12 protein-coding genes are annotated in these 15,191 nt (G+C 58.7%); all 12 read left to right on the plus strand.

All coding sequences use genetic code 11. The annotated features are described in order from the left end of the window. Positions 1-129: 129 nt before the first annotated feature. Positions 130-738: an invasion associated locus B family protein gene (locus tag Q666_RS54575; protein ID WP_023001568.1), complete on the plus strand. Its 609-nt coding sequence runs from the start codon at positions 130-132 to the stop codon at positions 736-738. A gap of 4 nt (positions 739-742) precedes the next feature. Beyond that, positions 743-2,482: a ShlB/FhaC/HecB family hemolysin secretion/activation protein gene (locus tag Q666_RS54580; RefSeq protein WP_023001569.1), complete on the plus strand. Its 1,740-nt coding sequence runs from the start codon at positions 743-745 to the stop codon at positions 2,480-2,482. 12 nt (positions 2,483-2,494) lie between these two features. Beyond that, on the plus strand, positions 2,495-9,655 hold the full coding sequence (locus Q666_RS54585; RefSeq protein ID WP_023001570.1) for a hemagglutinin repeat-containing protein: 7,161 nt from the start codon (positions 2,495-2,497) through the stop codon (positions 9,653-9,655). Next, positions 9,648-9,905, plus strand: coding sequence for a hypothetical protein (locus tag Q666_RS54590; protein ID WP_023001571.1), 258 nt, complete (start codon positions 9,648-9,650; stop codon positions 9,903-9,905). The genes Q666_RS54585 and Q666_RS54590 overlap by 8 nt, the downstream gene beginning before the upstream one ends. Before the next feature lie 5 nt (positions 9,906-9,910). Further along, positions 9,911-10,327 (plus strand): hypothetical protein, encoded by a 417-nt coding sequence (locus tag Q666_RS54595; RefSeq protein WP_023001572.1) that lies wholly within the window; start codon positions 9,911-9,913, stop codon positions 10,325-10,327. 9 nt (positions 10,328-10,336) lie between these two features. Beyond that, complete coding sequence (locus Q666_RS54600) at positions 10,337-10,774, plus strand: hypothetical protein (RefSeq protein ID WP_152533409.1); 438 nt, start codon at positions 10,337-10,339, stop codon at positions 10,772-10,774. A gap of 139 nt (positions 10,775-10,913) precedes the next feature. Further along, positions 10,914-11,060, plus strand: a complete 147-nt coding sequence (locus Q666_RS66965; protein WP_023001574.1) for a hemagglutinin repeat-containing protein — start codon at positions 10,914-10,916, stop codon at positions 11,058-11,060. 95 nt (positions 11,061-11,155) lie between these two features. Further along, positions 11,156-11,521 (plus strand): hypothetical protein, encoded by a 366-nt coding sequence (locus Q666_RS54605; protein ID WP_023001575.1) that lies wholly within the window; start codon positions 11,156-11,158, stop codon positions 11,519-11,521. A gap of 257 nt (positions 11,522-11,778) precedes the next feature. After that, positions 11,779-12,243: an SMI1/KNR4 family protein gene (locus Q666_RS0133730; RefSeq protein ID WP_031269571.1), complete on the plus strand. Its 465-nt coding sequence runs from the start codon at positions 11,779-11,781 to the stop codon at positions 12,241-12,243. Between the two features lie 123 nt (positions 12,244-12,366). Then, positions 12,367-12,684 (plus strand): AHH domain-containing protein, encoded by a 318-nt coding sequence (locus Q666_RS66970; protein WP_353608403.1) that lies wholly within the window; start codon positions 12,367-12,369, stop codon positions 12,682-12,684. A gap of 4 nt (positions 12,685-12,688) precedes the next feature. Further along, positions 12,689-13,306 carry a DUF1629 domain-containing protein gene (locus Q666_RS66825; protein ID WP_031269573.1) on the plus strand — a complete coding sequence of 206 codons (618 nt, stop codon included), beginning with the start codon at positions 12,689-12,691 and terminating at the stop codon, positions 13,304-13,306. A 219-nt stretch (positions 13,307-13,525) separates the two neighbouring features. Beyond that, the coding region (locus tag Q666_RS66435; RefSeq protein WP_286158864.1) for a polymorphic toxin type 17 domain-containing protein at positions 13,526-15,191 on the plus strand (1,666 nt) is incomplete at its 3' end.

Below are 15,191 nucleotides of genomic sequence, written 5' to 3' on the forward strand. Positions count from 1 at the left end.
TTTGAAGGTCCGGCGACGATAGCTGCCTTTTTACGATCCTGATCATTGGCCTGCCGGCTCTCCCGGCAGAACGCCTCTGCACGCCTTGCGTGCTGTCCGTCAAAAAAACAGATACTCCAGGCACAGACAATGTTTTTCCAATTTTTCGTACCGTCGAATTCCGTCTCCGGTCATCGCAATGCGAGGTCCTTGAGGCGTGAACCGCGCCGCAAGTTCTGGAAACCGGTGCTGGTGGCAGCAGGTCTGCTGGCTGTGTGCACGCAAGCCTCCGCCCAATCGGAACAGCCGGACCAGAAGACCCTCACTGAACGGTTCAAGGCTTGGACGGTGACGTGCGTGGAGGCCGAAACACGCACCTGCCGGATGACGCAGGAGCTGGTGCAGCAAAAGACCGGGCAGCGCCTGTCCGCCTTGTTGGTCGAGGAACGGGCCGGGGAGGGTCCGGTGCTGACGGTTCTGACGCCCTTTGGCCTGGCCTTCTCGCAAGGCCTCACACTTGCGGTGGATGACGTTGAGTTGCCGAAGGCGCAGTTTCTGACCTGCCTTCCCTCAGGCTGCGTGGTACCGGTGCCGCTGGATGAAGCGGCCCTTGAAAAACTCCGGACGGGCAATCGGCTCACCGCAGTTGGTGTCACCGCCACCAACGACAAGCAGGTCCGCATCGAGTTTTCGCTGCAGGGGTCCGCTGCCGCATTGGCCCGGTTGAAGGACCTTTCCGCGGGCAAGACGACCGACTGACACCATGCGAGCACTTGCGCGTTTCCTGGCTCCGCTTGCAGGGGCTCTGCTGTTTGCACTGCCCGGGGCGGCTCAAACGCCTGCGGGGATCGAGAACGTGCTGCGCCAGCAGCAGCAGATCATCGAGCGAGAGGAACAGCAGCGCCGGCTGGAGCGTGACCGTTTTCTGGGCGGAACGACGGAACCATCCCAGCGTTCACCGGATCTGCTGCCGCAGGCAACTGGCGGCGAGGGACCATGTGTTGACGTCGAAAGGATCCGGTTCGAAGGCGCAAAGCGCGTTCCGGCAAACCAACTGGAGTTGCTGGTCCGCAACCGTCAGGGCGCCTGCCTGACGCTGACCGACATCCAGAACGTGCTCAGAACGGCGACCAATTATTACGTCGAGAAGGGCTTCGTCACCTCGCGCGCCTATCTGGTGCCGCAGGATCTCGGTTCCGGAGAATTGCGTGTTCTCATCGTCGAGGGCTCGGTGTCCGAGGTTCGCCTTCAGGAAAACGGCAAGGCGCGGCGAGGGGCAACGCAGCTTTTCGGCGAGCGATCCGGCCGGATCATGAATATCCGCGATTTCGAGCAGGGGCTGGAGCAGATCAACCGGCTGGGATCGAAGGAAGCCGTCATCCGCATCGAGCCGGGCGCGGGCGTTGGCCAAAGCATCGTCACCATCGAGGTGAAAGACGCCTACGCGGTGCAACTGTCCGCATCGCTGGACAATGGCGGGGCCACCAGCACCGGCCGTCATCAGTGGAACGGCATCGCCGGATTTGAGGACGTGCTCGGGTTGAACGAGCTGTTGACGATCTCTGCCCGCAGTTCGCTCGACAGGCTGGACGAGCGTATCTATTCGCGCTCGATCAACGCCTATCTGTCCGTGCCCTGGCGGTATTGGACCGTCAACATCAGCGGGTCCTATCTGGACTATCTGTCCCGCCTGGAAAGCCCGTCGGGCGACTATTCCTATGACGGCACAAGCTGGGAAGGCCGGGTGGAGCTCGACCGGGTGCTGCACCGTACAGGGCGCTTTGTCTGGCGTGCCGGTGGCGCCTTCTCGCTGAAGGAGGCCAACAACTTCATCGAAGAGATCTTCATCGACGCCTCCAGCCAGCGGTTGGCCGTTCTGGAAGCGTCCACGAAGATCAGCGGCCGGATTGCCGGCGGGTTCGGGCAGGCCAGTATCGCCTTCAAGCAGGGGCTGGAGGGCTTTGCCGCCCAGAAGGACAGTCGCCAGCTGGATGGCACGCCGGCGGCCCAGTTCAGCCAGGTGACGCTGTCGGGGTTCTACCAGCGGGCCTGGCAGAACCCGGTCGGCCAGCTTTCCTTCCAGGCCAGCACCTATGGCGCTTTTTCGCCCGACACGCTGTTTGCCTCCGAAAGGGTAACCATCGGCGGGCCGTTGTCCGTTCGCGGGTTTCGCGATGTCAGCCTGTCGGGTGATGTCGGTGGCTACAGCCAGCTTGAGCTTGGCTTCACGCCCGCGTTCGCCAGCAAAGCTCCGGACAACCTGAAACGGCTATTCGGTCTGCCGCAGGTGTTTGCCGGTCTGGATGCCGGCGGCGTCCTGGAAGATGCCGACGATCCGCTGGAGGGCGGAGAGCTGATGGGCGGTGCGGTCGGCCTGCGGCTGAGCGGCGGCATCGTGACCGGCGAAGTGGCTTATGAGCGGGCTCTGGCCCATCCGACATTTCTGGATCCGGCGGAAAACGGTTTCTTGCGTTTCCGGCTGGGCATTTCTCAAACGTTTTAGGCGGATCGGCTTATGATCAAGTCCGTTTTAAATGGTTTCTTCTGTACCGTCTTTCTGGTCCAGACCTCCCTGCCGGCCTTTGCCGGCGGGTTGACGCCGGATGGCGCTGCTGCGCCCGGCAACCGGCCGGAGATCATCGCGGCGCCAAACGGCGTGCCGGTCCAGAACATCGTCACACCAAATGCGCAGGGCCTGTCCCACAACAAGTTCACCGATTTCAATGTCGGCAAGAACGGCCTGATCCTCAACAATTCCAAGGGTGTCGGCCAAAGCAACCTGGGCGGCTACATTGTCGGCAACCCCAATCTTCAAGGCTCCGGCCCGGCAACGGTGATCTTGAACGAAGTCACCTCGTCCAACCGGTCTTTGTTGCAGGGCGCGACAGAGCTGCACGGCGGGCAGGCGGACTACATCCTCGCCAACCCCAACGGCATCACCTGTAACGGCTGCGGCTTCATCAACATTCAGCGGGCAACACTGACGACAGGCGTGCCGCAAGTCGATGCCGGAACGCTGAAGGGCTTCTCGGTGGACCGGGGCACTGTCACCATTGGTGCGGATGGCGTCGCGGCGGAAAGCGTCGACTATTTCGACATCGTCTCGCGCGCGGTCGAAATCAACGGCAAGATCCACGCTGGCGAGAACCTCGGCGTCTTTGCCGGTCGCAACGACTACGACTATGCCAACCGCTCGGTTGCGGCCAAGGCCGGGTCGGCGGCGGACAAACCGGAATTTGCCATTGATTCCTCCGCGCTTGGCGGCATGTATGCCGGCCGCATCAAGCTGATCGGCACGGAAAGCGGCGTCGGTGTGCGTGCTCCGGAAAGCGCGACCGCAGCCACCGGCGATTTTCAGATAACCGCCGATGGCAAGCTGGTGCTTGGCGGCACGGTGTCTGCCCGCAAGTCCCTGCGCGCCCGGTCCGTCAACGGGTCGGTGGAGGTTCAGCAAAATGCGTCCCTCTATGGCCAGGAAACGCTGATCCTGAAGGCCGGCGGCGATATCAAGGTTGCCAAGGAGGCAACCCTTGGTGCCGGCAGCCAGGTGGATCTGGAAGCGGCAGGCATCGATTTTGACGAGGCGCAGCTCCTGGCGGGCATGGCGCCGGGTGGCACGCTGGCAGCAGGGGTCGGCTCCATCAAGGTGGCAACGACCGGCCTGGCCGATTTTTCCGCCGCCAGCCACCTTCAGGCGGGCGAGGCCATCACCTTCAACGTCGGCGCGCTTCAGCAATCGGGAACCGTTGCCGCCGACACCTACACGGTGCGAGCATCAAACGACGTGGTCCTTGGCAGCGCATCGATCGCCAGTGCAATCAATGTCGCCTCCAGCCTTGGCGACGTCACGGTCGCCTCCGGATCGGTGCTTTATTCCGGCGGAGACCTTGCCCTTTCGGCAGCCGGCCGTTTGACCGTGGCAACGGCGGGCGAGGTCAACGCGCGCGACCATGTCGCGCTGACAGCACCGGTGATCGACATTTCCGGCGGCAAGGTTTTTGCGGGTGTCACCGGCGAAGGCGCCGCGATAACGGACGCCGGCACGTTGACGCTGACTGCATCCGGTTCGCTCAACGTGGCCGCCGGGTCCCGCATTCAGTCCGGCGACCTGACACGGATCACCGCCGGCTCCTGGAACCAGCTCGGCGCGCTGGAGGTCGGTTCCCTGGAACTCGATCTTGGCGGGCTCTCCCTCAGCGGTTCCGGTGCGACGGTCGCGGCGCGGGATATCTCCGGCAGCATCACCGGCACTGCAACGCTTGCCGCTGCCGCCCCGGGGCTGACCGCCACCAACGCGCTGGACCTCAGCGTCAACGATCTGACCGTTGCCGGGTTGCTGCGCGTGAACGGAACCGGCCAGCTGACCATTGGCGGCACCCTGTCGGTGACCGGCAAACTGGAAGCGACCGGCGGGCTGACGGTCAACGGCGGAACCACCAGTGTTGCCTCCGGCGCTTACATCATTGCCAATGATGCTGCCCTGTTCGATGGCCTGGACAGCTTCACCAACCGGGGCGGCGTTCACGCCGGCAACGGCCTGACCATCCGCTCGGCCAGCCTGGACAACCATGGCGGCGTTCTTGTTGCCGAAAACGGCCTGACGCTGGAAGGCCGCACGGCGGGCACCAAGGCGGCCAGCATCATCAACCGCAAGGGCGGGATCATCGAGGCAAGGTCCGGAACGCTGACGATCCGGGCTGAAAGCCTGAAGAACATCACCGGTGCCACTTTCGACACCAAGACGACCGCATATGCCAATGAAGTCGTCGCCGGGGCCTATCCTCCCGACTGGCTGAAGGGCGGCTTCTCCAAATACTGGGCGGCCGGGGGCATCGGCGACTGGGACCAGTTCTGGGACACTGGCGGCGGGCCCGGCGGCTATGTTTTCGTGCCGCACCCGGAAAAGATCGATGAGATCCTCACGGCCAAAAATGCCACGGCAGCGGACTGGGACCAGAACTGGTGGAAGGACTACGCACCGACTTCCATTGCCGAGTTCGACCCGGACAACGGCACTTATGACGACTGGCTGATGCTCGCCCCCGACGAGGACGGTGCAGCGGGGTCGGGCGATGTGGTGACCATCTTCGTCACCGAAGACACCTATGAGCTGGTCGACCCGGTCGCGCGCATCGCGGCGCTGAACGGCAACATGGTGCTGGATGTCGGCACGCTGGAAAACGAATACAGCGACATCGTCGTCTCCGGCGACATGCGCATCGACGGCACCAGTATCGTCAACGGCGGCAAGACCCTGACACGGGTCATCACCATTCACCAGAGCTGGTCGAGCTACGAAACCCGCACGCTGGGTTTTGCCCCCTCGCACAAGTTTCTGGACAATGGGGTGCAAAGCAAGACGCTGAGCGCCGAAACCATCGATGCTGTTCCCGCGACCATCCACGCCGGCGGATCGCTGATCGGCAACCTGACAGGCACGCTCACCAACGAAGCCGGCGAGCCTTCCACCCCCGAAAAGCTGCAAAAGTCCACGCAGGACACGTCCATCGTTCAGCTCAACGCCAGCTCCCAGGCCCCGGCCTTCGACCCTGCGTCCTACAAGTTCAACGGCCAGCTTTTCAGCCGCGCTCCGGAAAGCAGCCCGTTCCTTTACGAAACGCGCTTCGCGTTCGTCGACATTGGCGCATTCTTCGGGTCGCAGTATTTCCTGGATACGGTCGGCATTCCCGACATCGACAAGCACATCCGCTCGCTTGGTGATGCCTATTTCGAAAGCCAGTATGTGGCAGAGCAGGTGCGCAGGGCGACGGGCCGCCGCTGGCTGTCCGCCGACCAGACCTCCGATGCCCTGCAGATGAAGACGCTGATCGACAACGCGGGTGCACAGGCCGAGGCGCTGGACCTGGCGTTCGGCGTGTCCTTGAGCGAGGAGCAGATCGCACTCCTGACCAGCGACATCGTCTGGTACGAACGCGCGGTGGTGGACGGCGTCGAGGTGATCGCGCCCCGTCTCTACCTTGCCTCGACAACCGGCCTCAACAAGACCGGCGCTGTCATCGCCGGGCGCAACACGACGCTGGAGGCAGCGGAAATCAGGAACGTTCGCGGCACGATCAAGGCCGACGAAACCCTGGTCGCCAGCGCCGCCGGCACCCTGCTCAACAGGTCCGGCACGATCAGCGGCAGGGATGTAACCCTGTCCGGCGAGACTGTCTCGATCGAAACCGCAACCCGGGCGACCGGCAACGGCACCACGGCCATCGGCACCTGGGCCTATGAGCGCGGCACGGTGACGGCGGAAGACACGCTGACCATCCGCAGCGATAACGACACCCGCATCACCGGGGCAGATCTTGCCAGCGGCGGCAGCCTGGAAATCGACGCCGGCCGTGACCTGGTGGTAACCGCCATCGAGCTCGACAGCCATTTCGAAGCCAGTGGCCAGGCAGGCAGCAACCGCTACGATGTGCGCGAAAGCCAGACCCGTGTGTCCGGATCCACCATCCAGGCGGCAGACGCGGCCGACCTCAAGGCCGGGCGCAACATTGCCGTGGAAGGCTCGCTGATTGCCAGCGACGGCACGGCCAGCCTGACAGCCGGTGAAAACGTCACCATCGGCACGGCGGAGGAAAGCCGGGAAGACCGGTCCGCGCGCAACAAAAGCGGCTTCCTGACCTTAAGTTCCAGGAAACGCGACAGCAGCAGCACCACGCAGGTGGGCTCCATGGTGACCGCGCTCGGCGATCTGGAGATCTCGGCCGGTGCAGGGGATGTGGTGGTCAAGGGCTCCGCCGTATCCTCCCAAAGCGACGTTGCCCTTTCGGCCGGGCGCGATGTGCGCCTGGAAGCTGCCCAGAACACCTCCGAAGACAGCCGGGTCGACAAGAAAAGCGGCTTCTTTGCAGAAACCGGCAACATGGGCGTGGTCGCCGGCTACAAGTCCGAACGGCATACCTCCGACACCAGCTCGTTGACCCAGGTCACCTCGGCGGTGTCCGGACGGAACGTTTCCATCGATGCCGGGCGCGATGTGGTCTCCGAAGCTGCCTCCGTCGCCGCCGACGAAGACCTTGGCATAACCGCCGGGCGCGACATCGTCCTGGACAGCGTTCACGATCTTTATGCCCATTCGGAAAGCCACAAGATCGACACCTTCGCGCTGTCGGTCGGCGCCTTCGAAAACATCTCCGGGCCGGTGAAATCGCTGGCGGATGCGCCGCGCATGGCAGCCTCGGGCAAGGGCAATCTCGGCTATCAGGCGCTTTCCGCGGTCTCCGCCGGGCTGAAGGCGGTCGACGCGCTCAACCAGCTCAACGCCATCCGCCAGGGCGGCACCATTGCCGGGGTGCGCATCGGCATCGGCATCTCCCGCGAGGAAAGCAGCTCGTCGGAGGTTAGCGCCATCGCCCGCACCGCCACGCTGTCGGCGGGCAACAACATGTCCCTGGAGGCGGGACGCGACATCACCGCCAAGGGCGCCCGGATCGACGCCGGCAACGATATCGCCATGGCGGCGGGACGGGATGTCATCCTGGAATCGGCGCAGAACCATCTCGCCTATGAGGGCGAAAGCTCCAGCATGTCCGCGGGCATCGGGCTGACGCTTGGTGTCGGCGCCAGTGGCAAGAATGGTGCCCCCGGCGCCAGCCTCAGCCTGGGGCTGGATGTCTCCGGCCAGCAGAGTTCCTACAGCCAGTCGCAGACCTATCACACCAACACGGATGTGACGGCGGGCGGCAACGTGTCGGTCGCAACCGGCCGGGACCTTGCCCTGAAGGGCGCGCGGATTGAAGCCGACAGTGCCGATCTCGACATCGGCGGCAACCTCACGATCGAAAGCCGGCTGGACACGGCCGAAGGCTCCAACCAGAGCAGCGGCTACAGCGCCGGGGTTTCCGTTGGCATCGGGCTGGGGGCAGACGGCGCCGGGCCCACCTTCGGCGCCTCTGCCAGCGTCAACGGGGCCAAGGGGTCCAACAGCTCGGCCTGGGTGAACGCCCCCTCCGGCATCGTCACCGACAACGCGCTCAATGCCGATGTCGGCGAAACGACCTCCATCACTGGCGGGGTGATCGCCTCGCGCTCCGGCGATCTGACCCTTGAAACCGAGCGTCTGGAAACGGCGGATATCGACCTTCATCGCAAGGGCCGGCAGGTTTCCGGCTCGGTCGGCGTCAGCATAGGTTCCAATCCGGAAGGCAAGTCCAAACCGGGCATCACGGTGGAAGGGGCCTATTCCAACTCCGAAACCGAGGGCGTTGCCCGCGCCACCATCGGCGAGGGCGAGATCACCGTGCGCGACGGCGATGGCGACGGCATCAAGGCCGCCGACCTGGAAGCCGAGGCGGACGCGGCAGAAGCCGAAGGCGACACGGCCCGCGCCGAAGCCCTGCGCGCCGAAGCGGACCGGGAAGCGGCGGAAGACACCACCGCCACCGAAACCCAACTTGCCAACCTCAACCGCGACCCGGACGCGGTGGTGGAAGTGACCTCGCAGAAGCAGGAAGGGTTTGAGCTTTATGTGAGTGATACGGCGGTGCGGGACCTGGGCAAGGTTCTTTCCGCGGTAGGGCAGGCCATCGAAAAGCTGGATGTGTCTCCCCAACAACGCGAACTGCTAAAGCGCTTGGCCGCCTGCGGCGGTCGCCAAGGGTACAATCGGTACAACCCGCTGAACTGGATTGTTACTCCAGCCTACGCTGCGGACTGCTCTCAGACTGCGATTGAAGATCTCATGTTCGGGATCAAACGGGAGACGCTTACCGAACTCGTAGAATTTTGTGAGAGCCTTGATCCCGGCGTTCAAGCCTATGCGAAGGCTGCTCTGGCAGCGCGCATTTTTGCAGACTTGCCAGCCGCTGACCGCGCTCAGCTGAAATCGATCACCAAATGGGACATCGAAAGCGTATCCGGGCTGTCCTATGATACGGTCTTGATGCTTGAGCTGGCGAACGAGGCTTTGCACTGCCAGGCGCCAAGCTGCAAGAGCACCAAGAACCAGACGGTGCTCAAGCTCTACAATACTATTGGTCAGAAAGAGCTGCACCTCGCCACCTTCCTGAAGATGACGCCACCCAGCGAGAGCTCGTTGGGCTTCGATACGACGGGAATGACCTGGTCGCAGTACATCACAGTTCTTCAGGCCGAGGAATTGATTGCGCAAGCAGGTGGGCACGTTGTCGGCGAAGCTGTTGCAAAAGCTGGTGCCTTAATTACGAGAAGGCTTGGGTCTAAGATTGCCGAAGCTTTCTCCGCAAACGTGAAGGCCTTAAATAGGAGAGGGGAGCTTTTCAGCCAGCGTCCCACGTCCTTCGATCCGATGAACCCTCAGCAATTTGCGAAAATCCAAGAGGCGTTCGCAAGACAGGGGAAAGTCTTTGATAGCTCTGAGGACGCGCTAAGATATCTTGAGACCAGAGGAGCTGATGGAGTCACGTTCAACGCTGAAACAATCCTCGTCCGTCCTGACGCTAGCCCAAGCACAATCTTTGAGGAGTTAATCCACTCCGGGCAGCACCGAACTGGCCGCTATGATCAATGGGTTTCACAGTATGGGAACGCTGGGGCTACCGCTAGAGCGGAATATGAAGCGGCGACTAGACTGGTAAATAATCAGAGGGCCTATGGGATTTCCGATGCTGAACATGCTGTGAACCAAGCGCGAGTTCAGGAGTTTGGAAGCCAGCTTGATAGTATGGGAATTCCCCGTGATTGATATTGGAGTTGTAGAATCTGTCGATTTGGTGGCGGGCAAGTCAATTGTTGCCGTGCGTCTGGAAGTCGACCTTGATAAGGTGCCGCTCGAAGCTGGGGCTGTATCAATAAAATTCAGCAATCAGGTTCACGCAAACAAACTTTCTGGCCATAAATGGTGGCCGGAGCGGCAACAGATTGACCTGCTATTTGATTCTATAGAAGTGCTTCCTCAACTTGGGGATGCTGTTTTTGTTTCTTTGGACGGTTAGGCTTTATGGCATCTCTCCGCCTCTTGATCCGAACCTTACTTGCGCTGCTAATCGTAGCATTTGGGACGGTTGCAGCCTTCGCCGCACCGGGAGATTGGGCACGGGTCACTTATCCAGTTGAGGCGCAGGAATTTTGCGTGCTGCCGGTCATTCTGACGAACGCCACCCGCGCGCCGCCACACACCAGTGCAAATGTGATGGCTACAGGCATTGTCTTTGCGCAAGCCGATGACCTGCGCGCATCAGATGGCGCAGAAACCACAGGGGTGGTCTATGCTCTTTTGCGTTCCTCAATTGCCACAAATAAGTCGGTGGACAATATTCTCGCTGGCGGTAAACGTTTGCCAAGCAAGGGCGGACCGACAACTCAGATTCAAAAGGCTGGAGGGTTGATCAGGCAAACGCTGATTTTGACCCGCTAGGTCTGAATGATGTCGGTTCTCACTACGATTGATATTGAAGGTACGTTCAAAGATGCTGATAGTTTCGAAGCTCTGGCTGCCTTTCTCCGCCAATCAGCTGCCCGCGTAAATTTCGACGGCACACTTCGCTTAACCGTTGAAGATGAGGATGGCAGGGAATATCGAGAATTAATTTGCGATGAAAATGATTACACGGAAATAGTGAAATTATCATTCGAAAGCAAAGATGTATCTGGTATTTATGCGCAAATTCAGATTGATGGAGAGGGACACTACTTTTTGTTTTTGCTGCCTTCAGCTGGTGTTTTTTCAATTGGCGTAGAAGGAGGGCGCAAGACCGTTGGAGAAAGTTGTACGGATATCAGTTGGTATCTTCAGAAAATTGGATTGCCCATCAAGAAGATGTTTCCGGGAGTATACGCTCTGAAATGCCAAGACTTGTATTGATGGACTTGCCCAGAAAAAGTGAACAACACCGAGTTTGCCGGAGGCTCCTTCTCCTGAATGGAGTGGAGCGCGTTGAGCAAAACAACGAACAAGTAGTCCCTGAAGTTCGTGAGAAGGTGTTTCTCTTCGTGTCGGACATGTGTGTCTGGGGCTGGATGTCTCCGGCCAGCAGAGTTCCTACAGCCAGTCGCGGACCTATTACAGCAACACGGATGTGACGGCGGGCTGCAACGTATCGGTCGCAACCGGCCGGGACCTTGCCCTGCAAGGCGCGCCAAACCGGTAGAAGCTCGTGTCTCAGGTCGAGGTGCGGCGGCGTGCAAATGCTCGAACGAACTGGGAAGACCCAATCTCGTGGTTGGATTTCGAATGAGGAAGTAAATGGTGCGCTTATCTAAAGAACTTGAAGCTGCAATTGGGAGGCTCTTCGAAAACAAGGAGATTGGATATAGGGCCCTCGGCGTAACGCACTCGGAAGAAATGAATGCTCTTGGTCTTCGAACGGAGCGATCTGTTCCGGAAAATGTTAGTGCGGAGGAGAGGATATCGCTGCTTCGCAGAAAGTTGGAGGACTGGGTGGAGTTAAAGAGTGCTGAAATACAAGAATATGATAGTGTGGAAGACACCACAAGAATACGTGCCGAAGCTCTCTCCACGCTGATGTTTCTGAGAGACTTGAACCAGTATTTCCCTCGGGTGCAAACCGCAACGCGAGAAGCCTTTAAAAAGCACAGACGATCACTTTGATCCCATATTTCGGCGCGCCTTCATTCAAAGTCGAGTGAAATGATGCACTGAGCCCGAAGTTTGGATCGCCGGAGGTTGGAGTTTTGCTGTATCTGCTCTGATCCCCGAAAACTTCGATGCCTTCATCGCTTCCGCTCCTTCTCCCAGCCGAGATCCTAGCGCGGAAAACTCCAGTCAAAAACGATCCAGTTTTCGGGGATCAGAGCACATGGTCGAGCAATTATTGGATAAATCGCTCGGCAAACTTGGGGGCAATGATGACGTCTATAACTGAGTTAGAAAAACTAATTGCCGAACACTCTGGCAATGGCGTTGAGTTCGGCACAGCGAGCAGCGATCTTTCACCAACAGACGAAAGAGTTGCTGAAACTGAAAACAAGATTGGCTGTAAGCTGCCCCCTAGCTATCTCTGGTTTGTCAAGAACTACGGCGGCGGTCACGTTTATGGCGAAGAGATATTCGCAATATATCCCGTTCTATCCCACCTGTCGGTTGGCGACATCGCTTTTCAAACAAAGAGTGAAAGAGAGCAGGGCTTTGCAAGGGATTCCGCTGTGGTTGTTTGCTCTAATGATTTCGGTGAAACTTTCTATTTTGACACATCGACCCAAGATGATGACGGAGAGTATCCAGTCTTTGTGAAAGCTGGCGCAAATGAAAAAAGATACGCGGACAGCTTTGCAGGGTTCTTATACAAGCGGATAGAAAACCCTGAGGGGTAGCTTTCGACCGGTCGATACTCGGATAATGGAAAGCCTATCTACAGTGACACAAATGGCGGTTATTTCACGCTCGAAGGAGGCGGGGTCCGCACGTTTGCCCCAACTGACTACAATTCAGTTCCGATTCATCATGTTTGTACCAATAAATGTGACATAGGTACCGGTAAAACGCCCGCTTGGACTCCTCGGTTTAAGAAAATTTTCGACAACGCAGGGCTGAATATTGATAGTGAAATCAATAAAATTGCTATTCCTGGACATCGAGGGCCACACCCACAGGCGTATCATCAGTATGTTTATGGGAGCTTGAATGACGATGTACTTGGACTTACACCGAGTAGACCAAATTATACTATGGAAATTAAGAATACGCTGAGCCGAATCAAGTCTGAAGCCATAATTCCAGGAAGCCAAGTTAACCGTTGGCTCACAGGACAATGAAATCATGAAATACTATTTGCTTAGAGATGATATGTGGCTTGATGAAAGTGCTGACCGTTGGATTTTTGATCGATTAAAGTATGAAACAGATAAGGGGAACCTCGAATTCGTAGACCCTCCCCTGGAGTACATGGAGCCCTGCACTTACCCAATCGACTTGCATCGAGCTGGGAGGGAGACAGACTTTAGTTTTACAATGGACTCTGGAAATATCCCAATTCTTAGTAAAAAAGCTAAATCTGCTCTAGATGGACTGCCAGAAGTCGATGAACCTTATCACCACGTAGTTCTAGAACCAGTTAAGATCGAAAACAAACAAGTAGATCAAGATTATTTTGTGATGATTATCGAAACGCAGATTGATTGCGTAGACGAAGAACGATCCGAGTTTCAGAAGTATGAAGAAAACGATCCTGTTCGGCCAGACAAGGCGGGGCAGTACCGCGCATTTTTCAATTTGGTTATAGATCCGTCGAAGACCGGAGATCATCATATTTTCCGCCTCAAAAAACACCTCGGCTCCATTATCGTGAGCGAGGAGGTTAAAAGGCGTTTTGAAGGTTCTGGTGTGACGGGTGCTGTGTTTGAATCTGTAAACGGAGATCAAAAAACCATTGCGTAACACGGATCAAACCGCTGAACTTTTAAAGTGACACTGGGCTGCATTGCCAACTTGTTGATCGAGCTTTGCTTTGGTTGATCGCTTTTATGAGCGCGGATTGAAGCCGACAGTGCCGATCTTGACATCGGCCGCAACCTCACGATCGAAAGCCGGCTGGATACGGCCGAAGGCTCCAACCAGAGCAGCGGCTACAGCGCCGGGGTTTCCGTTGGCATCGGGCTGGGGGCAGACGGCGCCGGGCCCACCTTCGGCGCCTCGGCCAGCGTCAACGGGGCCAAGGGCTCCAACAGCTCGGCCTGGGTGAACGCCCCCTCCGGCATCGTCACCGACAACGCGCTCAATGCCGATGTCGGCGAAACGACCTCCATCACCGGCGGGGTGATCGCCTCGCGCTCCGGCGACCTGACCCTTGAAACCGAGCGTCTGGAAACGGCGGATATCGACCTTCACCGCAAGGGCCGGCAGGTATCCGGTTCGGTCGGCGTCAGCATAGGCTCCAATCCGGAAGGCAAGTCCAAACCGGGCATCACGGTGGAAGGGGCCTATTCCAACTCCGAAACCGAGGGCGTTGCCCGCGCCACCATTGGCGAGGGCGAGATCACCGTGCGCGACGGCGATGGCGACGGCATCAAGGCCGCCGACCTGGAAGCCGAGGCCGACGCTGCGGAAGCCGAAGGCGACACGGCCCGCGCGGAAGCCCTGCGCACCGAAGCGGAGCTGGAGGCGGCGGAAGACACCACCGCCACCGAAACCCAACTTTCCAACCTCAACCGCGACCCGGAAGCGGTGGTGGAAGTGACCTCGCAGAAGCAGGAAGGGTTTGAGCTTTATGTGAGTGATACGAGTGTCAGGGATGCTTTCAAAGCCGTCAAACTGGTTGGGCACGCAGCTTCTTCAATCGTTTCCAGTGTCATGGAAAGGATGGGAGATGAAAACCCAGGTTTAAAAGACCTGGCCCAAGCCAAACGTGCGGGACACCTTTCGGACGAAGCGATCCTGACACAGCTTGCTGGTTGCAACCCTCAACATGGCTTTAATCTCTGGCAATTGTTCGTTTCACCTGCCTACGCACAAGGAACTTGCTCCGTTACGACATCCAATGGGTATGTCATTAACCTGAGCGACGAAGAGACACGTCAATGCCTTGAGATCTATCTCGGCACTATGATCGCCAACCCGGAGGATGCCGGTCGTTGGGCGGATCTGCTCCGCAACGGGAACCTCACGGCTCCGGTCAGGGCAATGGGCGCAATCGCGGCCATGTCAAACGGCCCGTATGTAACAGGCTACGGAGAAGATGGCGAAGACCTTGTAACGACAGACGGCAATGGTCGTTTCCTCTATAAGAATACGGTTACAGGTGACTTATTCTTTGCCAATCCGCTGGATGTGGGGGATCCGGCAGTCATTTCTTATGTAAGCGACGCATCTGCGGTCGGTGGGCCGGGAACCAGCTTCACCACAGTAAGACTCGCTCTCGCTCCGAAGTTTGTTGGAAAAACAAAGGCGACAAAGGGAGGATACAAGGGCCCGAACGTTGATTCCGTACCTCCAGAACAATCACCGTACCCGCCGGGTACGCTGAGCTCCGGGAAGGTCTGGACGAAGTCTGCTCGTGTCAAAGAGGCTCAGTTGCCGAGTTCAGGGAAGATAAGATTCGTTCCTCCGGAGAAATGGGATGGAACTACACCTTTGCCACGTGGTCCGAACAAGGGGTATGTCGACAAATTTGGAAATGAATGGACGCGTGGACCATCCAGAACGGAAGGTCAAGCATTTGAGTGGGATGTTCAGCTATCGAATACGGGGAAGTCGCAGTTGGGATGGGCTACTCGGGATGGTTCCCACGCAAACGTATCATTGGACGGTAAGCGCGAATTTCTCG

It is taken from the genome of Labrenzia sp. C1B70 (genome assembly GCF_000475395.1).
Taxonomy (GTDB): Bacteria; Pseudomonadota; Alphaproteobacteria; order Rhizobiales; family Stappiaceae; genus Roseibium; species Roseibium algicola.